Raw genomic sequence first — 26,503 nt, 5'->3', positions numbered from 1 at the left:
CTCACGTCCGGTTTTGTAGGCGAGGCAGGGAGGCGACTCCCTGACCTTAGCCAGCGGGCTTGTAACTAACCGAGAGACTCGGCTGAAACATACGGTGCATTGACTGACACCTGCTCTTCCGTCCTTAACTGGGTAGAAGAGAGAATATAGTCATCCCGAACATTCTTGGCAGCATTTAAATCCGCGTGAGTCCGATGTCCACAGTTTTGACATTGGAACTTAGACTTATGCCGATTTGTTCTTTTGATGTGCTTACAAATATTGCATTTTTGGGAGGTGTAGCGAGGATTTTGATGTACTACTCGTTTCCCTAACGCTTCTGCTTTGTAGGACAAAAACTGCTCTTGCTGATAGAATGCCCAACTCCCCAACCATTTATTCATTTTCTTGCCGCGTCGCTGGGTGCGAATACTTGACAAGTCTTCAAGCACAAAAACTGCAACAAGAGGTTGATTGGCTAGCTTTTTACTTAGACAATGATTCGTGTCCGACATGAACCGCTTCTCGCGTCCAGACATCGCTTTTAAACGACGCTTAGAACTGCGAGTGCCTTTTTGCTGGAGTTTACGACGATTGAATAAGTAACGTCTTTGTAGCGCTCTAATTTTAGATGAACTAAAGAATTGTCTATCGGAGGTTACAGCTTGATGGTATAACCCTCGATCAATTCCTTGAATTTTTCCTTGTATTTGTGGCGGATCTTCTGTTTCAAAAATTAAGCGTACCCAGAATTGCGCTTGCTTTTTGGCATAAGTAACAGATGCTCCACAAAATTCCCAGGTTTCAAAAACTTCTTTGAAATAGTCGGGAACATCTAGGATTAAACTAATTCGCTTACCGATGCAGCTAAGTGTCAACTGACGACCCCTTAGCGTGATTGTGCGCTGATCGTACCTTAGTCCTGATGTTGGCTTTTTTCGGGGAATGCTTTTGAATTTGGTAGCCTTAACTGCTTCTAAAGCGTTATCCCGAACCGTTTGCAATAACGCCGAAGGCACACTAGGAAACTGTACTCTTAATAAATGATACAGTTCCTTGTGTGCCTTGTTTTTGTTGTAGCTACTGTTGGCTAATGCCCAGTCAATATGTGCATTAAAAATTTTTGCACACTGATTCATCAAAGGCAGAAATCTTGTAGATGGCAGATCAACTGGGATGCTAACAGTGCGCTTCATTAGACGTTTTCTAGGGGTTTATAGTACGCAACAACGATAGCCTCGTAAAGAGAATCTTCTTGCTTATAAACTTCAGTATCGACTAACTCCCAATCAGGGGTATCTGAATTTGAAGAGCAAGTTTTTTGATGATGTTCCTTTATGAATTTAAGGCTATGCCCTAATAAATGAATTACCTTTTTCCAACTAACTCCTTCACCTTGTTGATAATGCTCACTGGATCGATACCTTGATATGGGTACTGTTCCCACAAACCGCCGCAACCTTCTTTATGAGTTCCAAGATGGGCATATTTGGGAGTCAAACCCCGCTCTAGTAGCCAGGAACCAAAACGGCTGCCTAAGCCAGTGCGACGGTTGAAGGGTTCTACTACAAGGACAAAAGGAGCGTTACCAACTTTGGTAATCATTTCTTTATCAATGGTGTTTAAAGTTGTTTTGTTAATCAAACCAACGTCTAGTCCTTCTTGTTTCAGACGCTCTACAGCATCAACGGCACGGTAGAGAGCATCGCCAAAACTGATAATGTAGCCTTGCGTCCCTTCTCGTATAACCTCATCTTTACCAGGAATAAATTTGTAGCCACTTCCAAAGAAGTCATTGCCGTTGCTGTCCTGAATGTTGGGCACTTTGGAACGGGTGGAGAAAATAAACCGCAGTCCAGGCTCAAAAAACACAGCTTCTACACAAGCTGTCATTTGATTATTATCTGCCGGAAAGTACAACTGTGTTGGGTAGCCATCATCCAAGCCATTGTCGGCAAACATATTATTTATACCAAAGTGGCAGCTGTTATCTGCCATGTCATCTATACCCGCATGGGAAAAATGACATAGAACATTGGAATAGTTCAGCCGTGCCATCGTGATTTCTGAGATACACATTTCTAAGAAGGCGCTGAAGGTCGCAAAAATACCTTGCTTGCCCTCGTCCATCCCAAATCCAGCCGCAGCAGAGAAGTTGCTCCGTTCCATGATGCCGGAGGAAATAAATATTTCTGGGTATGTTTCATGAATTTTCTTCAAACCGCAGGAGCCTTCTAGATCGCTATCAATGACCTTAACTTTTTCTTTACGCTCCGCTTCACTCATACGACTGAGGACGCCCACCACGGCTTCACCAAACACACTACGGTTAGCGCCCCATTTGTCACCAGAACCCAGAAATGTATATGTTTGTTTGGGTTTCTCAATATTTTTAAGGTATTCCACAGCCGCAGTTTGTCCGCGAGATTCTAGATACTTAACTGCTAAATCTACAGAAATGACATCATGACCATGAATGGAACCTTGTAAACCTTCAATACCAGGACACATCGGGCGTTTATTGATAATAGCGATCGCTCCGGGAGTATTTACAGCTTCACAAAGACGATGGTATAAATCGTCTAAGTCTTCTCCGTCTCCCTGAAGTACTTTCAAACCGTGGCCTTCTAAGGTTTTGGCGACATTAAAACCAGGTAAATATTTAGAAGGATGTCCAGCGATCGTTACATCATTGTCATCAATAATTAGCTTGACATTGAGATGTTGAGCAACAGCCAAGCGAGCAGCTTCGGCATCGTTACCTTCTTGTTGCGATCCATCAGAACCGAGACAGAAAACAGCTTTGCCTGGATTCGCCATTGCCACACCATTGATGTAAGGCCAAATATGGCCCAAGCGCCCAGAACTAAATTTCACACCAGGAGTTAGTTTTAGTTCGGGGTGTCCCGGTAAATTGGAATGTGCTTGCCGATAGCGTAAAAGTTGCTCGGCAGGTAAATCACCATGCAACGTTGCCATCAGATATTGAGTGGCGACTCGATGTCCTGCTTCATCAAAGAAAATCGGCACAAATTGCTCCGATGCTCCCCGGAAAAAGGCATCGAGGATCATTACCTCTGGCACTGTATCATAAGGCCCACCAGTATGGCCACCCACCCCGCTAGCAGCGCCAGTCGCAGTAAAAAAGACGATCGCATCTCGGCAGAGTTGAATATTCGCTTTGAGAGCCTCTCGCTGTTGGGCGGTAAGGCTGGAATTTGCTGGATTGAGCGCTAAAAATTGGTAAGCACCGAGATCAATCGGAAATTGGGTATTAATAGTAGTCATGGTTTATTGATTGAATAAAAAACAATTTGAACAGACGGGATGCGCGAGCGCACTAATAAAAATTGTTAAAACCCTCATTGGGCAACAATCATCCAAACTCAAGTCAACCACTCGGAACCATTGTGGAACCGTGTGATTTCATCAAATGCCAAAATCAATACATTCAATTGTGCATGAATGTGCTTGAATTCAATTGAAGTTACGGATTACCGTACAAAAACTTGTATATCAATAAGTATAAACTCACAAACGTGCAATTTCAAGTTCAAAAACGCATTTTCAGGAAAATTAATTATGCTAACTGCTGAACGACGACAATTCATCTTAGAAATACTGCGTCGTGATAAAAAGGTACTTTCGACAGAGCTTAGTGCTGTTCTGAAGGTTTCTGAGGATACGATTCGCCGGGATTTGCGAGAACTGGCAGAAACGGGACTATTGCAACGCGTTCATGGGGGAGCGCTCCTCAAATCTCCAGCCACTGCTAGTTATGCCGATCGCCAAAAGCAAGCGCCAAAAGAAAAGGAAGCGATCGCTCGCACAGCAGCAAAATTAGTTTGTACAGGACAAGTGGTGATTTTAGATGGAGGTACAACAACTCTCCAAGTAACCCGTCATTTACCCCTAGATTTGCACGCAACAGTGATCACAAATAGTCCACCAATAGCAGTTGCTTTAGCAGAACATCCCCATATAGAGGTTGTGATGTTAGGTGGACAACTCTACAAAAAAGCCTTGGTGAACGTGGGTACTGTCACAATTGAGACATTACGGATGATTCGTGCAGATTTGTGCATGTTAGGGGTTTGCAGTTTGCATCCAGAGGTTGGGATTAGTGTACCTAACCTAGACGAAGCCCACGTCAAACGAGCCATGATTGCTGGATCGGCTGAGGTAGTAGGATTAGTGACAGCAGAAAAATTAGACACGGCTGCTCCTTATCTAGTGGAGTCTATTCATGCCCTGACTTACTTAGTAACAGCACCTACGGTATCTAATAATATGCTGAGTGCCTACAAAGCTTTAGGTTTGACCATTATACGTGACGAGTACGAGTGATCTGATTTTGAAGATGCGATCGCTAGGGATTGGGGAGCAGGGGAGATGTGGCAGTTAGTTTTTCCCCTCTGCCCCTCGGTCACTGAGCGTAGCCGTTGGCGTGGTTACTGAGCGTAGTCGAAGTGCAGCCTCTCGTAGAGAAGTGCTGCCCCCGCCCCTCTGCCTCTCATGCCCAATGCCCAAATCTAAAATCTATCCGTTTCTTGGGGTGTTCCAACTGCTCCCGGTTGAGCGTTGAAGAAGTTTTGAGCAGCTTCATTCTGATATATACATCTAATATCAGGTTTGTCACTGTCCAAGTTACCTGTGAAACCAAAGGTGTTCAGGCGATTTTTGCAATCTCTTACCTGATCGTTAGTCACCAGCTTACGTTGCTCTAAAAGCGCCCAGTTATTTTGTCGGAGAACGCATCCAGGACGCATAGTGGGCTGGGAAACATAGACATTAAAGGGGCTGAGAGTAACGAACAATCTAGCGTCCATTACCATTGCACTGGCTCCATACTGCACACAAATTTCCGGGTTTGGTGCTTTGGTGTCAATGAAGTCACGGGAAGCCACATTTGCTGGGGACAACGTGGCTGTAGAACTAAAAGCAATGCCAATCCCAATTCCCAGAATCAACACCCCTCCCATAATTGCGATGGTGGTGAAGTTAAATAGAGGGGATTGGAAAATAGAGGGTTTAGAAGTAGTAGCCGATCTACCAGTAGATTTACGTCTCATTGTTGCTTAATCACCTTCACGCCGATTTGGGAGGGAGTGGTCTAAAGTTTTTTCTCCCTCTTTCAGTATGCCTATTCTTGACTATAATTGCCTGTGACTTTCCCTGCGCTCTTCTTGCTAAATGAGAAAAATACGAGTTTATCCAAATATCGGGACAAAATTTTAATACTTTTAATTGTTATCAGATATAGCTAATTTACTTTTCACAATTGAGCTAGTCAGAAAGGTTAAACTATCTAACTTTTGTTGTTAATTTTCAATTTTTAGGATGAGATATTTTTGTCACCCCTAGCAATTGATACGTAAAACAATGTAAATTAAAACTTAATGAAATTTTAACAAGTAATTAAAAGCACGTGACATTTCAAAGAGCGCTACCTTTGGGCAAGAGATTCAAAACTTCGCAACTTAAAATCTTTATAGCTGATAGTCTGACTATTTTTTGGGGAGACTGGTTAGATTTACGCGTGAGAATCCTACCAGTTGCTGCATCAGGCTTAATATCCCCGCTCATATATATTCTAGCTTTTGGCTTGGGTTTGGGTAGTTCCATCAAACCCGGTTCAGGAATTAGTGGCAACTATGACAACTATTTGGAATTTATATTACCGGGAATGGTGGCGCTGTCGTCGATGACGGTTAGCTTTGCTGGAACGACATTTTCAATTTGTGGAGACAGACTATTTACCAAAACCTTTGAGGAATTGTTGTTAACTCCCATAAATCCTTTAGCGTTGTACATGGGTAAAATGCTGGCGGGAGTCGTGCGGGGTTTGATGACTTCCGGTTCCGTGATTTTGGTAGCGTTGCTGTTTAGTGGAAACTGGAATTTTCTCAACCCACTGTTTTTACTGTTAGTGGTGCTGAATTGTGCGGTATTTGCTGGATTAGGGGTGATTGTAGGGTTGAGTGTGCGATCACTCGAATCAGTTGGACTCTACAATAACTTTATCATTATCCCCATGTCGTTCTTAGGAGCGACTTTCTTTGACCCTGCTACATTACCAGCGGCTCTCAAAGTTTTAGTTTACCTGCTGCCACTAACCTACGCCAGCATTGGATTGCGTGCAGTTGCCAATCTACCCTTGTCTCAGTTTCCTTGGTACAGCATACCGATTTTGTTGGCGATCGCGATCGCTCTTTCTCTCTGGGGTGGTTATAAGTTTGCTCATCAGCAAGATTAAAGAGTTGATTACAACCTGTGCTTTAACTGTTGAATTTTCTGTAAAACTTTTTCCCGATGCTGCGTTAGCTTGATCCATCGGGGTAGCCGACTGGCAAGACTGCCATTGTGCCAGCTTAATGGCTCATCTGGCAAGTGTTCTCGCAACCTTGATTGAACATAGCTTTCCAGAAAGTTCAAATGTGCTTCATTATAAGCCCATAGTACCTGACCGCAACAAGAGATTTGGAGCCACAGGGGCAAGCCAAAAAAATGCTCTAATATTTCATAGCTGGAATTTCTTTTATTCCCATAATTGTTCTCCCACAGTAGCAATGCGGCTTTTCGATTGCCATCCTTTGGCTGTTGTTTTGTATAGCTACAGTGATGACAGGTAATTCTTTTGATGGAACAGAGACTTGATTGCTCAGAGTTTAGAGTCAATATCTTAGCAATGCGCTCGCATTGGGGACAACGTACTAAAATTTCTTGCTCAAAATCAGAAAGTCGTTTGCCATAGTCTCTAAATCTTATAACCATTTCATCTCAAACCTGCTATGTAGCGTCCCATTAAGACACCAATTAACCAATTAATTATTTATGTTTCACATATTGTCTAATCTGTCAATGTATAAGTGATAATTTGGATTTTTTATAAAGATTGCGTGAAATTACTAGTTATCATGATAAAGCATTACAAGAATTGCTTTATAAATCAACCTATGAGTATATATCAACTCAGTGAGCAAAAACACATTAACCACTATCTATCTAGCAGATAGATAGCAGTTTCAAAGTGAGTTTTTGCTGTTTGATTTAAACCATGCGGTATAGTATTCTGCGAATCAATATCCAAAGGACACAAATATGACTAGAATTGCCACAAAAATAGCCTTATCTGTTCTCGGAGCAGCAGGAATTAGTTTTTTGTTTTCGACACCAGCAAGAGCCGTCATCTTTGTAGAACCCATTGTGACGACTAAAAATCAAGAAGTATTCGAGGCAAAAAAACCAAGAACCCTTACAGGGTTTCTACCAGGGGAAGTAATAGAATATGGTGTTCCAGATGTAGCTAATAACTTTGTAAATGCTACCGGATACGATATAAAAAGCTTGGTCTTTGATTTAAAAACACTGTCCTATAGTAATCCGAATTCTAATCCAGCATTTGATAATGAACCAGTGCAGTGGGGAGATGTTAATGGAGATGGGAAGATTGGTAACTCTGCTGACCCCGATCTAAAGGATATTTTTACAGACATTACCATTGCTGGTAGTACTATCACTTTTAGTGGTGGCGTCATCCCAAACGGAACCCTGTTTTACAATCCATTCGCTAGCCTGCCTAATCTAGCGCCAGGTGCTGGAATCATTCCACCAATTCCAGCAGACCAAGAAGATAAAGATGGGCCGATCAGAGTGGCTTCTTATTACACAACAGCTGTGCCTGAATCAACTAACCTTTTGGGTGTACTGGTTTTTGGCGCTTTAGGCGTAGCTTTAAAACTAAAGCGATCGCTCTGTTAAAGGGAGTAGGGAGCAGGGGGCAGGGAGATGATGAAGATGAGGGGGCAAAAGGACAAGGAGATAAACAAAACTCTTAACTCTTAACTCCTAACTCAGCACTCAGCACTCCTAACGCCCTCATTCTGTAATTAACTCCCGATACACTGTCATTGTTTCCTGATGGACGCGGGCAACACTCAGCCTTTCTAGGTTTTTCTTTGCCCGTTGTTTCCACTCTTGCAGCATCTCGGCACTACTCAGTAGTTGCACTAAAACCTCAGCTAAAGCATGACTATCTTTTGCTGGCACTAAAAGACCTGCTCGCCCGTTGTCTAAAGCTTCAGGAATCCCGTCTATCTGAGTGCCGACGATCGCAGTTCCAGTTTCTCTAGCTTCCGAAAGTACCAAAGGGCAAGGGTCACGGTGGGAAGCCAGCACAAATATGTCGCAAGATATCAAATAGCGTTGAGGTTCTGGTTGGAAGCCTTCAAAATGAATACGTTCTTTTACAGAAGTTGCTTCTGCCTGCGCCTCAAATAGCTGTTTATCAGGGCCATTTCCTACCAAATAAAGATGGGCTTGGGGAAAATCTGAGGCAATTTGTTCAAAGGCAGCAATTAACTCAGCAATTCCCTTGCGTTGATACATCCCGGCTACAGTGGCGATCGCTGGATGTTGTAATGGTAAAGGTAGATAATCTTGTATTTGTCGGGTGCGGGGACTGCCTAAAGTACCGTTACATACCACCCGCAACTTGTGTTCTGGAATACCGCGCCTAATCATAGAATCTTGCACAGCTTTACTAACAGCAATTACTCTGTCAGCTAAACCCATCAACAGGCTAGCACGCTGAAATTCGTTGTGGACTGTAGAAACTAAAGTATATTTGTTTCCTTTAAAAATACGTGCTAATATTACTCCCGTCATCATGTGAGCATGAACAATATCCGGCTGAAATTCAGCTGCGATCGCTCGATAACGTATAGCTGCTTTAATCGTATTTATCGGTCTTCTGCTTTGGTTTAAGTGGTAATGTTTGACACCACAAAGCTCTAGTAAAGCCTCGTATTCTCCACCAGCAGAAACAACTGCTACCTCATAACCAGATTTTGCCTGTAGACAAGCCAGATCCACAGCCACATTCACAATACCGTTACCTATTTCTTGAACGTGGTTCAAAATATGTATGATTCGCATAATCTTTGAGATGTATATAAAAAATAAAGATAAGTAACCGAGTATAAATCAACCAACATAATGGTTGAGGTCTTTAGCGACAACTCAAAAGTAGTCAGTAGTGCGTAAAATTAACCACTTTCTCCTGACTAAGAGCGCTTATTACCAGTTACTTAGCTTAAAGACTTATTCAGTAACGGCTCGATAAATCGGGGTAAAACTTCAAAATTTTGAAGACTGAATCTGTTATCTCAAATTTTATATTTCCCAATACCTAGTATCGAAACTCTAGTACAGCACACCAGCCAAACCAGAGAATAAAAGCTTTTTTAAAATACTGGTTTATGACAACAGCATTTTGCTTGATGATAAAGAAGGGAATTAACGGTAACAAATAATTCATTATTACTGTTAATAATTGTGTGAAAGCCTAGTAATGATAAAGCTTCAGTCAGTTTTAGTTAAACTCATAACCTGAGTTTGAGGTGACAAAATGACAACCTTACATACTCCACACTTCTAATCAATACCACCTCATATACACATAACCTGGTCTGATGGCAACATATAATTTTTGCAATCGGGTACTTCTACAGAAGTTAAAGTCTTTGGTTATTATTCTTTTTACACCTTGGGGACTTTGGATAATTTCACTGCGACAAATCTGGTAGTTGGTAGTAACGTAACGTCCTCGTCTAGCGTTCAGAGTTTGACTGAGCGCTCACAGGCAAGTCTACCAGTGGTACAGAATCTAATTCTAAATTCTGAAGACTGGCGCTTTGATTCTGGGCATTTTGCCAGACATCATAGTAAAAATCAATCAATACAAGTTTACGAACCTGAGAATTGTTTCCCTGAGAGCGGCGTGATGAAATAGCAGTTAGCAAAAACTTCCAAGATCGAGGAGAAAGTATCGATGGATCTATCATTGAAAAGAAACTCTTGAGATTTTTTTGCTTCAATGCGACTAAAATCCAATGGAGTTTCAGGTAATTTTTTATATCCTGAAAGACGGGAATCTTTGAGCGATGTTGCTCATTTACTAAAGCGTAAATTTTCTCCTTCATCAAAATATTTGTTGCCAAGCGCCGAGACAAAGAAAACTTCTGATTATACGCACCCGGCCAGATAGTGCGGTAAGCAAGACACTGGTTGAAGAAAATAGCATCGCCAAACTGAGCAATCCGAATCCAGGAATCGATGTCATCACAGTTAGCATCGAGTGTGGAGTCCCAACCGCCACTTTGCAGGAAAGCATCACGTCGACAAGCTACTTGTACAGGTGTGCCAAAGGGTACAAGCTCTAAAAGCATTCCGTAGTGAATATCGGTTTGTGGGATATAAAAAGCTAAACCGGGGCCAACTTGGGGAGTGCGAGAGAGTTCAACTTCATTGCCATCCACCTGAGCCGCCACGCAAGAGAAGATTACAGCTTCAGGACGAAGTGCGATCGCCTTTGCCATCTCTTCTATGCAGTTAGGTGCTAAATAGTCGTCATCATCTAAAAACTTAATCCAGTCGCCGCTAGCTTTGGCAACTCCAGCATTTACCGTTGCTGCATGACCTTGGTTTACTTCGTTACGATGATAAACAACCTTGTCCCCTAAGCTTTTGAGATAGGTTTGGGTGTCATCAGAAGAACAATCATCAGCAACAACCACCTCGCACTCGATTGTTTGGTTACGAGCGGAATCAATTGCTCTTTTCAGCAAATTCAAGCGATTATAGGTACTGATGACGATGCTAAATTTCATAAATTTTTCCTTTGTAGTACGGCATTTTGCAATATAGCTTTGATCTTTAGGCTGTTGTATCAGTACAATTATCAATCCTAACAAGTAGACTGAAATAGGATTATCGATTTATCATTGATGATCGTGAGTTTTTTTTAAGCAGACAGAAAGACTATGAACGCTCAAGAGATTATCCGCTCCATTGAAGCGGAACAGATAAAATCAAATCTGCCCGACATTTATGTGGGCGACACTGTAAAAGTGGGAGTGAAAATCAAAGAAGGCGAAAAATACCGCGTGCAACCCTACGAGGGGGTTGTGATTGCCAAGCGCAATGGCGGCATCAACGAAACTATTACAGTTCGTAAGGTTTTTCAAGGCGTGGGCGTTGAGCGGGTATTTCTGTTGCATTCTCCCCGGATTGACAGCATTAAGGTGTTACGTCGCGGGAAAGTCCGCCGTGCTAAACTATATTATCTCCGCGATCGCGTAGGTAAGGCAACCAGAATCAAGCAACGGTTTGACCGCCCTTTGTGATTCGTCCTTCAATCATTATGGGAGAAATCTCAAGCTGCAAGCGGCATTTGCCGCTGACTTGTTTTCAAGGGCAAAATTAAGGTATGATATAAATCGCATATTGCGTTAAACTGAAATTTAGTTCAGCGCAATCACTGAATGAAAAACAGCTTGTGCGCTCTTAGTTCAGTTGGTAGAACGCAGGTCTCCAAAACCTGATGTCGGGGGTTCAAGTCCTCCAGGGCGCGCTCAAGAGCAAAAAAACAAAGCCCGAAATAATTACGCAGCTGCTAATATGGCAGTTAGCGCTAATAATTTCGGGTAAACTTATTGTATTTGCAGTTGTTTTGCTTCCAGTAAGTGAAATAGAGTCGAAACTGCAAACCTAGATGACAATTAAACAGGATCTAGTATAAGAAACGGGGGATAACGGTCGTGGCCAAAAAAAGTGAAGCAGAATTGCCAGAAACCACAAATGGGTTTAGCTTTGGCAACTTCATACAGGGAACCAAAGAAGAACTTGAAAAAGTAGTTTGGCCCAGTCGGAAACAAATAGTGAGCGAATCCGCTGCTGTGTTGTTAATGGTGGCACTCTCCGCATCTTTGATATACTTGGTCGATGGATTGTTTGCTTGGGCAGCAAAACAGGTGTTCTAATGAGTTTTGCAACAGATGAACCACGCAACTCAATGTTGCAGTCAGAAGAAATAGCAGAAGCAGAAGCAGCAGAAGCGGCGTCAAAAGAAGCACGGTGGTATGCAGTACAAGTAGCTTCCGGCTGTGAAAAGCGTGTAAAGACTAACTTAGAGCAACGCATTCAAACTTTTGATGTCGCTGACAAAATTATCCAGGTAGAAATTCCGCAGACGCCAGCGGTGAAAATCCGCAAAGATGGCAGTCGCCAGCATACAGAAGAAAAAGTTTTCCCTGGCTATGTGCTGGTGCGGATGATGATGGATGATGATACTTGGCAGGTGGTACGCAACACCTCTCATGTAATTAACTTTGTCGGCTCAGAACAAAAACGTGGTAGCAGCAAGGGTCGCGGTCATGTCAACCCCATACCACTAAGTTCTTCAGAAGTTGAACGTATATTCAAACAAACCAGCGAACAAGAAGCTGTTGTCAAAATTGACATGGCTACTGGTGATAAGATAATGGTGCTTTCTGGTCCATTTAAAGACTTTGAAGGCGAGGTAATTGAAGTCTCTCCAGAACGGAGTAAACTTAAAGCCTTGCTCTCAATTTTCGGCAGGGATACACCAGTAGAATTGGAATTTAATCAGGTAGAGAAACAGAGTTAAATACAAATGGCGAAGAAAGTAGTGGCGGTCATTAAACTGGCCCTGAATGCTGGAAAAGCCAACCCAGCACCGCCAGTTGGTCCCGCCTTGGGTCAACATGGTGTCAACATCATGATGTTTTGTAAAGAGTACAACGCCAAAACAGCAGACCAAGCTGGAATGGTGATACCTGTAGAAATTTCGGTTTTTGAAGACCGGAGTTTTACATTCGTACTCAAGACGCCACCCGCATCAGTACTGATTCGGAAGGCGGCGAAAGTTGAAAAAGGCTCGAATGAACCCAACAAAAAGAAGGTTGGGTCAATAACCAAAGCACAATTGCAAGAAATAGCCCAAACCAAACTCCCCGACCTCAATGCCAACGACATAGACGCGGCAATGAAGATTGTGGCAGGAACAGCTAAAAATATGGGCGTAACAGTTACAGACTAAGAAAGTTATGAGTTATGAGTTATGAGTTATGAGTTATTGATATTTAACTCCTCACTCCTCACTCCTCACTCTCAACTTCCTAATCTAAAATCCAAAATTTTATCGGGGGAGAGGCGAGGCTTCGGAATTACCCCAGGAGAAAAAATGCCAAAAATATCGCGTCGTTTGCAGGGTCTGCAAGCAAAAGTAGAAGAAAAAGATTATCATCCCTTAGAGGCTTTAGCCCTTCTTAAAGACACAGCAACAGCTAAATTTACCGAAGCTGCTGAAGCGCATATCCGGTTGGGAATTGACCCCAAGTATACAGACCAACAGTTGCGGACAACGGTAGCACTGCCCAAAGGTACAGGACAAATCGTCCGCGTGGCGGTGATAGCCAGAGGCGAAAAGGTAAACGAAGCCAGCAGTGCTGGTGCTGATTTAGTTGGGTCAGAAGAACTGATTGACGAAATCCAGAAAGGTAGAATGGATTTTGACAAGCTGATTGCCACACCCGATGTGATGCCACAAGTGGCAAAGCTGGGTAAGTTGCTTGGGCCGCGTGGTTTGATGCCATCGCCCAAGGGTGGAACCGTAACATTTGACTTAGCAGGTGCGATCGCAGAATTCAAAGCAGGTAAATTAGAATTCCGGGCTGATCGAACTGGTATTGTGCATGTTATGTTTGGTAAGACAACCTTCTCGCCTGAAGATTTGTTAGTCAACCTGAAGGCATTACAGGAGACAATTGACCGTAACCGTCCTTCAGGAGCTAAAGGTCGTTATTGGCGCACATTTTATGTGTCAGCCACTATGGGGCCATCAATTAAAGTTGATATCAGTGCCCTACGAGATTTGAAACTGAGCCAAGCAAGTTAATTTTTAGTCATTAGTTATTTGTAAAGGCAAAGGACTAATGACTAAGGACAAATGACAAAATTAAATAGGCAAAGCCGGAGACAGCAGGTGCTAATAACTTAATATCCTGCCGAGGTTAAAACTCTAATTGTCAGAATTACCACCCATAAAGGTGTGATGACTATGGCATCAAGAGTCTTACTACTCAACCCCGGCTATATTAGCTGGGGTTTGTTGTTTGGGTTCAGGTTGAGAAAAAACGTACAAAAGGGCACTTCCCCGATTGTTTTAAGGAGGTGAGATTGGAATGGGTAGAACACTAGAAAATAAAAAAGAGATAGTAGCTGACCTCAAAGAAACTTTGAGTGAGTCAACTCTGGCCCTGGTAATAGAGTATCAGGGACTAACTGTTGCTGAAATTAGTGATTTACGGCGGCGGCTGCGTCCCAGCGGTACTGTTTGTAAGGTGACGAAGAACACCCTAATGGGCATTGCCATTAAAGATGATGAAAAATGGCAGCCTATGTCCGAATTGCTAAATGGTTCTTCCGCCTTTTTGCTGGTAAAAGAAGATTTTTCATCGGCAATTAAGGCATACCAAGAATTCCAAAAAGTCACCAAGAAGACAGAACTTCGCGGTGGTGTACTGGAAGGTCGCCTACTCAAAGAACCTGATGTCAAGGTACTAGGAGACTTGCCATCTAAGGAGCAACTCATCGCACAAATTGCTGGGGCTATCAATTCCTTGGCTACTAAGATTGCTGTGGGTATCAACGAAGTTCCTGGTTCACTGGCTCGTGCTTTACAGGCTGTGGCCGACCAAGAACAAAGTGGTGGTAGTACTGAAACTGCTGCTGTACAAGATAGCGGCACCGAAAACACTGCTGAAGGCGATAGTAGCACTGAAACTGCTGCTGAATAGACTTCGTGGTTCATCAGTCAAAAGTCAAAAGTCTATAGTTAAAGACTAATGACCCATGACAAATAAATAATCAAAATTACAGGAGTTATATCAATGTCTGCTACAACCGATAACATTTTAGAACAACTAAAAACTCTTTCTTTGCTGGAAGCTTCTGAGTTAGTCAAGCAAATTGAAGAAGCTTTTGGTGTAAGTGCTGCTGCACCTGTTGGCGTAGCGTTTGCAGGGCCTGGTGCTGCTGCTGCTCCTGCTGAAGAAGCTGTTGAGCAAACTGAGTTTGAAGTCATTCTCGAATCAGTCCCAGCTGATAAGAAGATTGCCGTACTGAAAATTGTCCGCGAATTGACCGGTTTGGGTCTGAAAGAAGCTAAAGACTTGGTAGAAGCTGCGCCCAAGGCAGTTAAAGAAGGTGTTGCTAAGGATGCCGCTGAAGATGCTAAGAAGCGCATCGAAGAAGCTGGCGGTAAGGTGACTGTTAAGTAGTCACAACTCTATTACCACTTTTTTATTAAGGAGTCTAACTTAGGCTCCTTTTTTTATCGTAGAATCTTCTGTTGCAGATAAAAATAGTATTAAGTATTACAACGCTAATTTGTTGTTAAAAAAGCAAGGGTTAGATTAAGTTGGGTTGATTTGCTTTCTTACCCATTGACGAAATGCCCTAAGCGTTGGGCTTCTACCTAAAGTTCGGCTTTGTTCGACAAACCGGGGAATTTCTTCAACAGTGGGCAAGTTGGGAAAAATAGAACTAATTTCAGACTCAATGTATTTGCCATCCTGAAGAATATTAATTTGTAGCTTGCCATTTTCATATCGCCACAGTTCAGGAACTCGCAATGCTTCGTAAGCATCTAGTTGAGTTTTGGAAGTAACATCAACTTCAATTGCAAGGTCAGGTGGCGGGTCAACCCTCAAGTCTATTGGCTCTTTACCAATCATTTGAGCATGATTTTGAATGTAGAAAGAGTCATCAGGCTTTACACCAAAAGCCATATCTTCACACTTGAAAGTGGTTGAGCCAAATGTTTCACAGTCAATTTCTAACTCTTCCAAAAGAATTTTTACCAAATCTCCAATGATGACTTTGGCTTTCTCATGCTTTGGTAACGGCATTCTTATCTCCAAAGTTCCCTGGCTGTAAGCTAATCGAGTGGCTCGATGGTCGCCAAGTTCTTCTAAAATTGCCTCAAATTCTTGCCAGCTAACATCGTGGAGTATTACTCTATGTCCCGGCGGAACACTTAATTGTTGCAATTGAATTTTTACCATTACTTACCATTGCCTGATTTATCTTGAAGAAAAGTTTTAATACAATTAACTAATTGTTGCTTTTCTTGATAAACCGAACTATAAACCTGAGTTAAAGGTATTATTTCGTCTGATTTTAATACAAAAGTAACTCTATAAAGCCAGCCACCTTCTTCTCCTTCTATGTGTTCTAGTTTTACATCTTTAATCTCATTTAATGAATGCTGAATAACTTCTTTTCCTAACTTACCGAACCATTGATGTCGGCTCATCGTCATAGTATTAGTTTCTTTATCAAATTTACAATCTGTAACTTTTCCCAATGCTATGATTAATAACGCTAATAAACCGAAGAATATTGTAATTTTAAAACCTGCATAGACTCCATCACTGTCATTCTGTAAAACTGATAAAGTCTTTTCTGAAGGATTTTCTATAAAATACTTTATGGACGCAGCTATTGAGTACAATTTGTCAAGTTTATGGTTTTTTGTATAAGAGCTTAAATTTTTAAAAGGAATATTGCCTAAATCAGTAGATAGGAATAATTGATAAGTTTTAGTGATTTCTCGATGGCTATTTTCATTATCAATAGCTTCAATTTTAACTGAGTTAAGTTCCGAAAAGACTTCTGTTCTCACTTGATTATCGAACAAGCCAATTTCCAGTAATTCGCATTGGAATGTATATTTTTCTTGATTGAAAAACGATGCATTTTGGAATAAACGGCTACAGTTTAGTTTAGTAATAGGTGCAAGCATCAAAGTAGCTAATAAGAAAACTAATGTAATTCCAACCATAATTATCCCTATACTCTGCGATAACTTTGGTTGCGTTCTAAATACTAATTGAGATGAAGTGTATTCTGAAATTATGATGGATTTACGAATAACAAAATACAAAAATAATCCACCAGTTGCTAAAATAATAAAGATAAATAACCCATAGCCTAATTCTTGATAAAAGTTGCTATTTTGCATGACTAACGATGCTCCCAGTGGATGTAAGTGAAGCAAAAATTATTTACCAAACCATTGACCTGATAATAAAACTTTAGGGCTTTGAGCTTTATGTTTATGGCTGGATCAGAATAGGCGATCCGCCTTTTTCAGAACCAATAATTACCAGCTTAGAATTATTGGATTGAGCTAGCTTTTCTGTAGCTTCAATCGCTCGTAATTGTAGTACTTGGTTACTAAGTCCATTTGAGAGAATTTTTTGAGAATCAGCTATACCTCGCGCTTCAATCAGCTTTCGTTCTGCCTCTTGACGCTCTTTCTCTAAAACAAATTTCATCTGCTGATTTTCTTGCTCTGTCTTCAGTTTATTTTGAATTGCAGCTTGTAGAGTATCAGGCATTTTGATGTTTCGTAAAAGAGCTTCCTCAACGATGAAACCTAAAGCTGGTATCTCTTGGGTGAGTTGCTGGTCAATTTTTTGGGCGATTTCTTGGCGTTTGGTAGAGTAAATAGCATTGGCTGGATAGTTTGCCGTGATAGCGCGGACAGTAGAGCGGAATCTGGAAATCACCAGTTGTGTTTCATCAGTTCCAATTGTTTTATATACTGTAGCTGCCTTTTGCGGATCGAGCTTGTACTGAAGACTGACATCAAGATTTAGGCTCAAACCTTCTTGGGATGTTGCATCTACATTTTCCTTTATATCCTTAAGGCGAGTAGAAAAATTCAGCACCTTGCTAAAGGGGTTAAGCAAGTGGACACCAGGATTAAGAGTAGTTTCGGAAACCTCACCAAAGAAATTGACGATACCGACATTACCAGGTGGGACAATCACCAAAAGCCGAGAAAAAGAATTCAGTACTGCAATACTGCCAATCAATATCATAATTCCACGTATTGCTAAACGCGACCTTTCACTAGATATCCTATCTGTATTGAGATAAACGAGAATTGCAATTAGGCTAGTTACAAGAGATACTATAAAGCCCATGAGTTTTTTCTGTGTAGTTAAGACGAATGTACTTAATCACATAATTCCCAAATGCTTTTATGAAACTCATATCATTTCACACAAGTTAGAGATTTAGAAATCCTTTTACAGATTAAAAAAGATTCCCGACTTTTCTCAAAAGTCAGGAATCTCAGCCTTGGAGCAATGCCTACGACAGGCATCGCCTACGCTACTCTACAATTAATTCAAAATTAAAAATTACTTGCCGTTACCGTTACCACCATTGCCATTGCTGTGAATGACACGTTCGGCAAGCTTTTCTGGTACTTCTTGGAGATGGTCATATTCCCAGTGGAAGGAACCAACGCCCAAGGTGAGCGATCGCAGCTCTACAATAAAGTTTTGCATCTCTGCTTGTGGCAAGTATGCAGAGACATTATCCCAGCCTTGCCAATCGTTTTTACCCTCATAGCCTAAAATTTGCCCCCGTCTACCACTCAACAGTTGCAGAACTTTGGAAGTAAATTCGCTCGGTGTAGTCACTTCCACCCGCAGAATTGGTTCCAACAGGGTAGGTTCGGCTTGGGGTATCCCCGTTTGCATTGCCAATCGCGCAGCTTGCTTAAAGGCTTGTTCGGAACTATCAACGTTGTGGTATGAACCATTAGTCAAAGTTACCGCCAAATCTACTAGCGGGAAGCCCAAAGGCCCGTGTGTCAAAAATTCTCGCACGCCCATTTCTACGCCGGGGATGTACTGTTTAGGAACTACGCCACCGACAATAGTTTCATTAAAGTTAAAACCTGTACCGCGTGGTAGGGGTTTGATGTCGAGAAAAACATCACCAAACTGTCCGTGACCACCGCTTTGGTGTTTGTAGCGCCCATGAACTGAAGCCACTGTTTTGCGGATGGTTTCTTTGTAAGGCACTTGCGGCAAGTGGGTTGTCATCGGCAAGTTATATTTGCGGCGCAGTTTGTCTAGGGCGACTTGTAAATGAATCTCGCCTTGACCCCAAAGAATAACTTCGTGGGTATCGCCGTGTTGTTCCCAAGCAAGTGAGCAGTCTTCTTCTAATAACTTGGTAATAGCACTGCTGAGTTTAACTTCATCGTTGCGCTTTTCTGGTGTAATGGCGAGGGCATACACTGGTTCCAACTCTACAGCTTTGGGTAATTTTATTGCCGACTGCTGTTCTGTGGAGATTGTATCGCCTGTCTTGATTCCTTCTAAACGGCTCAATGCAACAATTTCACCAGCACTAACTTGGTTAACTGACTGCTGTTGTTGTCCCATGAGGCGGTAAATTCCACCAGTGCGAATGCCATTGAGGACGATACCATCAGTTAATTTGCCCCGCCAAACACGCACTAGAGAGAGTTTGCCACCTTGGGGAGTGTAGTAAGTTTTTAATACCTGCGCTAAAGCTGTATCACCTTTTATGTTTTTTAAACGACGTTCTGCTGTGGTTTCTGGTTCGGGGGCTTCCCGTAACAAAGCTTCTAATAGAGGTCTAACACCATAATCTTGTTCTGCCACACCAAAGAAAACGGGCACTACCAAATCTGCCCCTAATTCCATTTTTAAATCTTTGAGGATTTCCTCTTGCGATGGTTCGATGTCTTCTAAAAGTTCTTCAAGTAAATGGTCGTCAAAATTTGCTAGGGCTTCGAGCATTTCTGCCCGTGCTGTATGTTCTTCTTCTTTTAAACTTTCGGGGAAGGGAATGGGATCGGCAGGTGCGCCTGGATGATATTGATATGCCTGTTCGCTCACCATATCGATAAAGCCGGTGAGTTCTTCCCCGTTCATGATGGGATATTGATGCGCTACCAGGGGACGGCTAGATACTGCTTTCAGGGCGTGCAATGTTTCTAGGACGTGAATATTTGCCCGATCCATTTTGTTGACGAAGACGAGGTGGGGAATTTCCCAATCGTCCAGGAATTTAAATAGAGGGGCAAGGGTGAGGACTCGTTCGCGGATGGGTTCGCAAACTACAATTGCTGCATCGACTCCGATTAAAGCATTGTACGTTTCTTGAGCAAATTCTACGCTTCCCGGACAGTCAATAAAGGTGAAGCGAATGCCGTTATACTCAGTGCTAGCGGCGCTGACTTCTACACTCATGTGGCGATCGCGCGACTCGGCTGCACTATCTCCCACTGTATTGCTGTCCTTAACACTCCCTTTGCGAGAAATTGCCCCTGTGACAAATAACAAGCTTTCTAGTAAAGTGGTCTTTCCACTTAAATAAGGCCCGACAATTGCAACGTTCCGCGAACCCGATTTTACTTTTTCGTTCATAAAACCTCCCTTGCGGTAAGTCTTTTATAACCGCATGATTCTGTATATATCGAGGGATAAAAAATGGTTCTCTGGAGTCAAAATTACCCCTTCTTTAATTCGTTATTATCCTCCCTTTAATTGAAAGTTAAAAAAATTGTAGCCTGTCGTAAGATTTAGCTTAAGAAAAATTAAGCATCACAAATTTTTATACCGAATCAAAAACTTTTGTAAAAAACTTTTTCTCAAGTAAATTTAACTGAAAGTGTTGCGAGTCAGAAAATCAATGAGATTATCATTCTTTAAATATCGCATGGCAGGGTTAGTAAGTTTGATGCTGCTTGTTAGCATTTCCTTCCCCTCTCTTGCTCTATCCCCTTCTGTCGCCTCAAAACTGGCACAATCTAATCCTAAAACTGCTGTAGAGTGGTTAAACCAAGGCTTACAAGCAATTCAAGCGGGAAGGGTACAAGATGCGATCGCTGCTTTTAAACAAGCAACTCAGTTAGATCCGACATTGGCACCAGCGCATTATAATTTAGGACTAGCATTCCGACAAACGGGACAATTACAACCCTCTGCGGATGCATTTTATCGAGCGACGCAAGCCGATCCGAAATTTGCTCCAGCTTTTGCTAATTTAGGCGGAGCGTTGTTAGAAGGCAATAATTTAAAGTTAGCTAACGATTATTTGCAACGCGCCTTAGAACTCGATCCCAAACTCGGATTTGCCCACTATAACTTAGGGTTAGTACAAGAACAGCAACGAGATTGCGAGCGAGCGATCGCATCTTTTAAAAAAGCTGTACAGTATAGCAAAAACGCACCAGAACCTCCTTACCATATAGGGATGTGTTATCTCCAACAAGGTAAACTCGATCAAGCAAGAAGTGCATTTTATCAGGCATTAAAAATTAATCCCAAGTATCCAGAAGCTTACTACAATCTCGGCTCAATTTTTTTTCAACAAAGTAAATTACAAGAGGCATTAGAGGCTTTTAGAAAATCAGCCGAAGCTAACTCTAACTATCCCAACGCTTATTATGGTGCTGGGTTAGTTTTTATGCAGTTACAGCAATATGGCGATGCAGTACAAGTATTGCAATTTGCTAGAGATTTATACAATGCTCAAAAAAATCCCCAATGGGCGAAAAATGCCGAGCAATTGTTGCAACAAGCACAAAATTTAAATTACCAACCTCGCTGAGGCAGAAAAACTTAATATTGCGTAACATAAAACTATTGGGTTGACTCGCTGGTGTTGTCTGAACTTGTCCCGATTGGAAAAATGTACATGCAAAAGCGCCAGAAAAGTCGATTTTTATTTAGCGATCGCTGGCTTGATCGGCAATCAATTGTTCGCAACATGGAAGCCTTTCAAGACTTAATTGTGATTGTTTTGTGTTTTGGTTTGTTCGCCGTCATGCTAATCCAATTGTGGGGCATAGCTATTGCCCTCACGCAGCCACTAGACTATAAACATGTGACTGCAAAAATACTATTTGTGTTGATTTTAGTGGAGTTATTTCGACTATTAATGGTCTATTTGCAAGAACATAGTATCTCTGTGGGAGTAGCAGTTGAGGTAACAATTGTATCTCTACTGCGAGAGGTAGTAGTTCACGGAGCGCTGGAAATGCATTGGGTTAATACACTTGCAATTTGTGGTTTGTTATTTGTTTTGGGTGGACTACTCGTGGTATGCGCTAAAACGCCACACATGGATTGTATGAGCGCTAACACTAAGTTTTGTCCGGTTGTGTATAGGGGAGGTAGAGAACGGCAAAACGAGCTGGAATTACAGTATTCACGTCAATGTGATGAAAATCAACCGCTTGGATAAATTGTTATGAAAATGGGGAGTGGGAGAGACGTGATTAATCGCGTCTGTACTGGGGAGTGGGGAAAAGTATTTTTCCTACTCCCCACTCCTTTGTGTAAGGCTGTATCAGGAAATTATTTTTGCAAGGTACTTCCGACGTATTGAAATATACTCTTTTTGGAAGATGAATCCCTCTTTAAGGGTGAATATAACGTTAATTAGAAATTATAAAAGAGGTTCCAGCAATGGCTACAAATACAGGTAACGGACAATCTCAAACAGCGATTAGCGACTTGGAGTATGATTTTGTCACCGTTTTGCACAACAAGGCTGAAGCTGTTAAAGCTTACGATACCTATATCAAAGATGCAGAACAAGTAGGTTCTCAACCTTGTGTAGAGTTGTTCCAAAAATTGCGACAATCTGATATTGAACACGCACAAGAGATTCGCCAACATCTACAACAAGTGCTGCAACACGGTAAGATGTAACCCAGGTTTTGAATTCGTAAGCGTAAGCCCATCGTAGACATCGCTTCTGGTTTAGCTAAAACAAAAAGAGGCGATGTCTAAAGCAGGCTATGACGCTCTCTACGAAACGCTAAAAACGTAGCTTGCTTCTCTGAAAGAGTACGCGGACTCGCTAACGCTTCTCTACGAGACGCTGCGCGTAGCTTACTTCTCCGTTCGCGTAGCGTTCCGCAGGAAAGGAGTACGCTATCGGCGTTACACTTGCTGATTAAATTAGAGGCAAGCACTGCCTACTATTAGATAGACTAATTCTGGGCTGCTTGCTCTACTTGCGCCACCGTTAAATCGAGAGCCACCGCCACTTGTTCTACACTCAATCCCAATGCCAACAATCGGGGAATAGCTTCTAACTTAGCTTCCTGGCGACCTTCCTGGCGACCTTCCTGGCGACCTTCCTGGCGACCTTCCTGGCGACCTTCCTGGCGACCTTCTTCTAAGCCGTCTTCCTTGATTGATTGATACATCCGTGTTTTTTTGAATTCGTCGTCTATACCCAACATTTCTGCTAACTCCTCTCGGCTTAACCGGGTAAATTTGTACAACAGAATAGTCTCTATCAATTCTACAATTTGCTTGCTGGTAGATTCATCTGCCAGTTGTTGCCTTGCTTGTAAAATCAATTCTCTACCTTTGTCAACGGCTGTCTCTTCTCTTTCGATAATTAATTTAACGATCGCAACTTGAAGTGAGTTCTCCCTCGTATCTAATTCATCTAGATAAATGCGTTGCACTTGTGAACTGTCTAGCAGCAGCTGATACGGTAGCCGATCGTTTGGATCTAAACTTCGTTGCGGGTAGATGACAACTGCACGCCAAAAATTGACTGATTCGTTTTGACGTAAGTAAAGGAAGATTTCGGCAAAGAAGCGTCTATAAAAATTTGCGTCTAATTGAAACTGAACTTCAACAAAGTAAAGTGGTTGGTTTGTGGTTTCACTTGTGGGGATGAATACCCCATCAATCCTAAAAGCAGTTTCTTTTAGCTCAACTGAAACAAATTGATATGCGTTGACATTGGCAGTCGTATCGCCAATTATCGCAAAAAATATGCTAGGAAAAGCTTGAAATAAGCTATAAAATATTTTGTCAGTTTGCACCTAGATTTAGTCAAGGGAACATTGGATATTGAAAGTCTATCAAAAAGAGTGTAAACGCGTCTGTTTCAATATAAAAAAGCAGATAGGAATAACCATCTGCTTTAATAAAAAATTCATTCTCTAATTTACATAGATACCAATTGATTCACTGGAGCAATCCCAGCCAAATCTAAAATTGGCGCGATCGCATCTTCACGTTTCACCGCCATCATGTGTACCCCTTGACACAATTGCCGCGCTATCTGCACTTGCTCGGCGGCAATTTTTATCCCTTCCTCAAAAGGGTCTTTGGCTTTTGCCAATCTATCAATAATATGTTGGGGAATATCTACACCCGGAACACATCTATTAATAAACTGGGCATTTTTTGCTGATTTCAACAGAAATATTCCTGCCAAAATTGGTTTTTTATAACCAGCAGCAATCGTATCCATAAACTTTTCTAGCCGCTCAAAATCGGTAATCAACTGACTTTGAAAAAACTGCGCTCCAGCTTCGATTTTGCGTTCAAATCGACTTTGTAAACCCGACCAACTTTTACATTGCGGATCTACCGCTGCACCAACAAATAAATCTAACGCTCCATCAGTCAAGGGTTTTTCATTGCAATCAACACCTTGATTCATCTTCCGAATCAGTTGCAGCAGCCGTACAGCTTCTAAGTCAAATACTGCTTTGGCATCTGGATGATCGCCTGCTTTTACTGGGTCGCCAGTCAAAGCTAAAATGTTATTTATGCCCAAAGCATGAGCGCCCATCAAATCAGCTTGTAAACTGATGCGGTTGCGATCGCGGCAAGCAATTTGACAAATCGGCTCTATGCCATTCTGTGACAAAATCACCGACGCCATTAACGAAGACATCCTTAACACAGCGCGGCTACCATCAGTTACATTGACGGCATGAACTCTCCCCTTAAGAGTCGCCGCCATTTGAATCATGTGCGCTGGATCTCCTCCCTTCGGCGGTGCTACCTCGGCGGTAACTAGAAATTCACCTGCTCGTACAGCTCTGCGAAAGTAATTCAAGCCTGTGGGGCTATGGGTGTGATGCATAAAATTAAGACTTTCAATTTCTTAAATGGTATAACAAATCACACCTAAAGGGGAAAACTTATAGAGGAAGAGAGTAGCCTAAAGCAGTTTTGACTTGTGATAAAGTTTGATTTGCGATCGCTCTAGCTTTTTCCCCTCCATCCCGCAACACAGACTCCAAATAGCTTTTATCTGCCGTTATCGAGTAATATTTTTCTTGGATTGGTTTCAAAGACTCAATAATTGTGTCTGTCAACAATGGCTTGAACTGTCCCCAGCCCATATCCTGACACTCAACTGCCACATCTTCCTTTTTCTTCCCAGCAAGCAATGTATAGAGTGTTAACAAATTATTACACTCTGGACGCGCCGGATCGTCAAAAGTCAGACCACGAATCGGATCGGTTTTACAGCGCTTAATCTTGTATTGAATCTGTTCCGGTGAATCTAGCAAACTGATCCGGCTCAAATCGGAAGGATCGGACTTCGACATTTTGCGTGTACCATCTGCTAAACTCATCACTCTTGCCCCTTCCTTACGAATCAAAGGGTCTGGTAACTTCAAAACTGGTTGTTCTGGTTTACCAAACTGGTGATTTAACCGAGCTGCAATATCCCGTGTCAATTCCAAATGTTGCTTTTGGTCTTCACCTACTGGCACTTTATCGGCTTGGTAAAGCAAAATATCTGCTGCCATCAGCACAGGGTAATCCAATAAGCCTGCACTCACATTTTCTGCTTGTTTAACAGCCTTTTCTTTGAACTGGATCATATCTTGCAGCCAGTTTAGAGGTGTAATGCAGTTGAGCAACCAAGTGAGTTCGCTGTGGGCCGAAACGTGAGATTGTACAAAGATAGTGGAGTGATTTAAATCAAGACCACAAGCTAGATAAAGAGCAGCAAGAGTGTAGGTATCAGCTGCCAACTGTTTTGGGTCGTGTGGCACTGTAATCGCGTGCAAATCAGCGACAAAAAGGTAATTTTCGTATTCGCTCTGACCTTCTACCCAGTTGCGAATGGCTCCCAAGTAGTTACCTAGATGGTAATTGCCGGTTGGTTGAACTCCAGAAAGAACACGTTGCTTGCCCATAAATATCAACTTAGTTATCTCAAATCCGCGCTATGTCAAGTGGCGATGTCTGGCGACAAATTGCTTGCGCCTACGCAAAACTCATTTAATTTTGACATTTTCCAGGTCAACTCGCCGTTGTGAGATAAGAGATTTTAACTCAACTCCGAGTGCTATAGAAACTCTTTAAGGAAAACGATAACTTAGGGACTTGCAAAAAGTAAATTATCCCAAATTATTTCTAGATTTGTAGGGGCGCAAGGTCTTGCATTGGTGTCAACTTAAGCCGAAAACTATATCAGACAGGCGTTTTGCAAATCCCTCACGCCCTCATCCCCTAACCCCTTCTTCAAGGGAGAAGGAGAATTGAATGTCTAACTCCCCTCTCCCTTGGGGAGCTACCGTGTATACACAAGTCAAATTACCCCCCTTAATCCCCCCGATGCATTGGGGGGAAACAGGAATCTAGTTCCCTCCCCAATGCATACGGGGAGGGTTAGGGTGGGGTAAAACCCTGGTTAATCAGCTATTTCAGACTTGTGTGTACACCGTAGCCCTTGGGGAGAGAGGCTGTGGGTGAGGGCAAAACGTTCTCACCAAGCAGGTTTCACGTTAAATTGACACCAATGAAGGCTTTGCGCCCCTACTTTCAACTTATAGAGTGGGTATTGTAAAGCTTGACTGTAGTTTGTTGTAAATAAAAAGCCGATGCAATGGCATGGCCGCTCGATGTAATGGCATGGCCGCTCGATGTAATGGCATGGCCGCTTGATGTAATGGCATGGCCGCTCAATGTAATGGCATGGCCGCTCGATGTAATGGCATGGCCGCTCAATGTAATGGCATGGCCGCTCGATGTAATGGCAT

Annotated in this window: 27 protein-coding genes, 1 tRNA gene and 1 other annotated feature; of the genes, 14 read left to right on the top strand and 14 right to left on the bottom strand. The window is 42.3% G+C overall.

What is annotated here, in order from left to right; translation table 11 throughout:
- Positions 1-65: 65 nt before the first annotated feature.
- Positions 66-1,175, bottom strand: coding sequence for a transposase (locus RMY16_RS28120; RefSeq protein ID WP_322739117.1), 1,110 nt, complete (start codon positions 1,173-1,175; stop codon positions 66-68).
- Positions 1,176-1,347: 172 nt separating this feature from the next.
- Positions 1,348-3,267, bottom strand: coding sequence for a transketolase C-terminal domain-containing protein (locus RMY16_RS28115; protein ID WP_322739116.1), 1,920 nt, complete (start codon positions 3,265-3,267; stop codon positions 1,348-1,350).
- Between the two features lie 294 nt (positions 3,268-3,561).
- Here RMY16_RS28115 and RMY16_RS28110 point away from each other — a divergent pair, with 294 nt between their 5' ends.
- Positions 3,562-4,326, top strand: a complete 765-nt coding sequence (locus RMY16_RS28110) for a DeoR/GlpR family DNA-binding transcription regulator (RefSeq protein ID WP_104906232.1) — start codon at positions 3,562-3,564, stop codon at positions 4,324-4,326.
- 185 nt (positions 4,327-4,511) lie between these two features.
- Here RMY16_RS28110 and RMY16_RS28105 read toward each other — a convergent pair whose 3' ends face one another.
- On the bottom strand, positions 4,512-5,051 hold the full coding sequence (locus RMY16_RS28105; protein WP_322665373.1) for a DUF3172 domain-containing protein: 540 nt from the start codon (positions 5,049-5,051) through the stop codon (positions 4,512-4,514).
- 356 nt (positions 5,052-5,407) lie between these two features.
- Here RMY16_RS28105 and RMY16_RS28100 point away from each other — a divergent pair, with 356 nt between their 5' ends.
- Positions 5,408-6,235, top strand: a complete 828-nt coding sequence (locus RMY16_RS28100; RefSeq protein WP_322739115.1) for an ABC transporter permease — start codon at positions 5,408-5,410, stop codon at positions 6,233-6,235.
- Between the two features lie 8 nt (positions 6,236-6,243).
- On the opposite strand, the gene RMY16_RS28095 is transcribed toward RMY16_RS28100, so the two are convergent.
- Positions 6,244-6,753: a hypothetical protein gene (locus tag RMY16_RS28095; protein WP_322739114.1), complete on the bottom strand. Its 510-nt coding sequence runs from the start codon at positions 6,751-6,753 to the stop codon at positions 6,244-6,246.
- A gap of 327 nt (positions 6,754-7,080) precedes the next feature.
- Between RMY16_RS28095 and RMY16_RS28090 the strand changes: the two genes are divergently transcribed.
- Complete coding sequence (locus RMY16_RS28090; RefSeq protein ID WP_322739113.1) at positions 7,081-7,740, top strand: hypothetical protein; 660 nt, start codon at positions 7,081-7,083, stop codon at positions 7,738-7,740.
- Positions 7,741-7,857: 117 nt separating this feature from the next.
- Here RMY16_RS28090 and RMY16_RS28085 read toward each other — a convergent pair whose 3' ends face one another.
- Complete coding sequence (locus RMY16_RS28085; protein ID WP_322739112.1) at positions 7,858-8,916, bottom strand: glycosyltransferase family 4 protein; 1,059 nt, start codon at positions 8,914-8,916, stop codon at positions 7,858-7,860.
- A gap of 674 nt (positions 8,917-9,590) precedes the next feature.
- A complete protein-coding gene (locus tag RMY16_RS28080) occupies positions 9,591-10,649 on the bottom strand; it encodes a glycosyltransferase family 2 protein (protein WP_322739111.1) in 1,059 nt (352 codons plus the stop codon).
- Between the two features lie 153 nt (positions 10,650-10,802).
- On the opposite strand from RMY16_RS28080, the gene rplS reads away from it, so the two are divergent.
- From rplS to rplL, 8 genes are all read left to right on the top strand, one after another.
- Positions 10,803-11,165 carry a 50S ribosomal protein L19 gene (rplS, locus tag RMY16_RS28075; protein ID WP_094348921.1) on the top strand — a complete coding sequence of 121 codons (363 nt, stop codon included), beginning with the start codon at positions 10,803-10,805 and terminating at the stop codon, positions 11,163-11,165.
- A gap of 154 nt (positions 11,166-11,319) precedes the next feature.
- A tRNA-Trp gene (locus RMY16_RS28070) sits at positions 11,320-11,392 on the top strand.
- 187 nt (positions 11,393-11,579) lie between these two features.
- Positions 11,580-11,801, top strand: coding sequence for a preprotein translocase subunit SecE (secE, locus tag RMY16_RS28065; protein ID WP_099102704.1), 222 nt, complete (start codon positions 11,580-11,582; stop codon positions 11,799-11,801).
- Entirely contained in the window at positions 11,801-12,448 is a 648-nt protein-coding gene (nusG, locus tag RMY16_RS28060; RefSeq protein ID WP_322739110.1) for a transcription termination/antitermination protein NusG, read from the top strand. Before secE ends, nusG begins: the two co-directional genes overlap by 1 nt.
- A gap of 6 nt (positions 12,449-12,454) precedes the next feature.
- Positions 12,455-12,880 carry a 50S ribosomal protein L11 gene (rplK, locus tag RMY16_RS28055; RefSeq protein ID WP_094348918.1) on the top strand — a complete coding sequence of 142 codons (426 nt, stop codon included), beginning with the start codon at positions 12,455-12,457 and terminating at the stop codon, positions 12,878-12,880.
- A 144-nt stretch (positions 12,881-13,024) separates the two neighbouring features.
- The gene (gene rplA / locus RMY16_RS28050; protein ID WP_322739109.1) at positions 13,025-13,738 is read left to right on the top strand and encodes a 50S ribosomal protein L1; all 714 of its coding nucleotides are present in this window, start codon (positions 13,025-13,027) and stop codon (positions 13,736-13,738) included.
- Between the two features lie 56 nt (positions 13,739-13,794).
- Positions 13,795-13,962 (top strand) — a sequence feature (ribosomal protein L10 leader region).
- Positions 13,963-14,024: 62 nt separating this feature from the next.
- A complete protein-coding gene (gene rplJ, locus RMY16_RS28045) occupies positions 14,025-14,639 on the top strand; it encodes a 50S ribosomal protein L10 (RefSeq protein ID WP_322739108.1) in 615 nt (204 codons plus the stop codon).
- Between the two features lie 93 nt (positions 14,640-14,732).
- Complete coding sequence (gene rplL / locus RMY16_RS28040) at positions 14,733-15,122, top strand: 50S ribosomal protein L7/L12 (RefSeq protein WP_322665357.1); 390 nt, start codon at positions 14,733-14,735, stop codon at positions 15,120-15,122.
- Positions 15,123-15,257: 135 nt separating this feature from the next.
- Here the strand turns inward: rplL and RMY16_RS28035 are convergent, their stop codons facing one another.
- The 4 genes from RMY16_RS28035 to RMY16_RS28020 form a co-directional block, all read right to left on the bottom strand.
- Positions 15,258-15,908 carry a Uma2 family endonuclease gene (locus RMY16_RS28035; RefSeq protein ID WP_322739107.1) on the bottom strand — a complete coding sequence of 217 codons (651 nt, stop codon included), beginning with the start codon at positions 15,906-15,908 and terminating at the stop codon, positions 15,258-15,260.
- Positions 15,908-16,867, bottom strand: a complete 960-nt coding sequence (locus RMY16_RS28030; RefSeq protein ID WP_322739106.1) for a hypothetical protein — start codon at positions 16,865-16,867, stop codon at positions 15,908-15,910. Before RMY16_RS28030 ends, RMY16_RS28035 begins: the two co-directional genes overlap by 1 nt.
- A gap of 94 nt (positions 16,868-16,961) precedes the next feature.
- Positions 16,962-17,837, bottom strand: coding sequence for a prohibitin family protein (locus RMY16_RS28025; RefSeq protein ID WP_322739105.1), 876 nt, complete (start codon positions 17,835-17,837; stop codon positions 16,962-16,964).
- A gap of 219 nt (positions 17,838-18,056) precedes the next feature.
- Positions 18,057-20,105 (bottom strand): elongation factor G, encoded by a 2,049-nt coding sequence (locus tag RMY16_RS28020; protein WP_322665350.1) that lies wholly within the window; start codon positions 20,103-20,105, stop codon positions 18,057-18,059.
- Between the two features lie 265 nt (positions 20,106-20,370).
- On the opposite strand from RMY16_RS28020, the gene RMY16_RS28015 reads away from it, so the two are divergent.
- From RMY16_RS28015 to RMY16_RS28005, 3 genes are all read left to right on the top strand, one after another.
- Complete coding sequence (locus RMY16_RS28015; RefSeq protein ID WP_322665348.1) at positions 20,371-21,291, top strand: tetratricopeptide repeat protein; 921 nt, start codon at positions 20,371-20,373, stop codon at positions 21,289-21,291.
- Between the two features lie 81 nt (positions 21,292-21,372).
- Positions 21,373-21,927 (top strand): phosphate-starvation-inducible PsiE family protein, encoded by a 555-nt coding sequence (locus RMY16_RS28010; protein ID WP_289799733.1) that lies wholly within the window; start codon positions 21,373-21,375, stop codon positions 21,925-21,927.
- A gap of 224 nt (positions 21,928-22,151) precedes the next feature.
- Entirely contained in the window at positions 22,152-22,397 is a 246-nt protein-coding gene (locus tag RMY16_RS28005; protein ID WP_190960961.1) for a hypothetical protein, read from the top strand.
- Positions 22,398-22,681: 284 nt separating this feature from the next.
- Here RMY16_RS28005 and RMY16_RS28000 read toward each other — a convergent pair whose 3' ends face one another.
- The 4 genes from RMY16_RS28000 to RMY16_RS27985 form a co-directional block, all read right to left on the bottom strand.
- On the bottom strand, positions 22,682-23,533 hold the full coding sequence (locus RMY16_RS28000; protein ID WP_322739104.1) for an Rpn family recombination-promoting nuclease/putative transposase: 852 nt from the start codon (positions 23,531-23,533) through the stop codon (positions 22,682-22,684).
- Positions 23,534-23,658: 125 nt separating this feature from the next.
- Positions 23,659-24,588 (bottom strand): methylenetetrahydrofolate reductase, encoded by a 930-nt coding sequence (locus RMY16_RS27995; RefSeq protein ID WP_322739103.1) that lies wholly within the window; start codon positions 24,586-24,588, stop codon positions 23,659-23,661.
- Positions 24,589-24,646: 58 nt separating this feature from the next.
- Complete coding sequence (trpS, locus tag RMY16_RS27990) at positions 24,647-25,657, bottom strand: tryptophan--tRNA ligase (RefSeq protein ID WP_322665342.1); 1,011 nt, start codon at positions 25,655-25,657, stop codon at positions 24,647-24,649.
- 628 nt (positions 25,658-26,285) lie between these two features.
- Positions 26,286-26,503 (bottom strand): hypothetical protein (locus tag RMY16_RS27985; protein ID WP_322739102.1); only part of this gene is annotated, 218 nt, incomplete at its 5' end.

The sequence above is a fragment of the Nostoc sp. DedQUE12b genome, from assembly GCF_034530835.1.
In the GTDB taxonomy this organism is placed as follows: domain Bacteria; phylum Cyanobacteriota; class Cyanobacteriia; order Cyanobacteriales; family Nostocaceae; genus Nostoc.
Note: the sequence above shows the minus strand (reverse complement) of the source record. Positions and strands in the feature narration are given on the sequence as shown.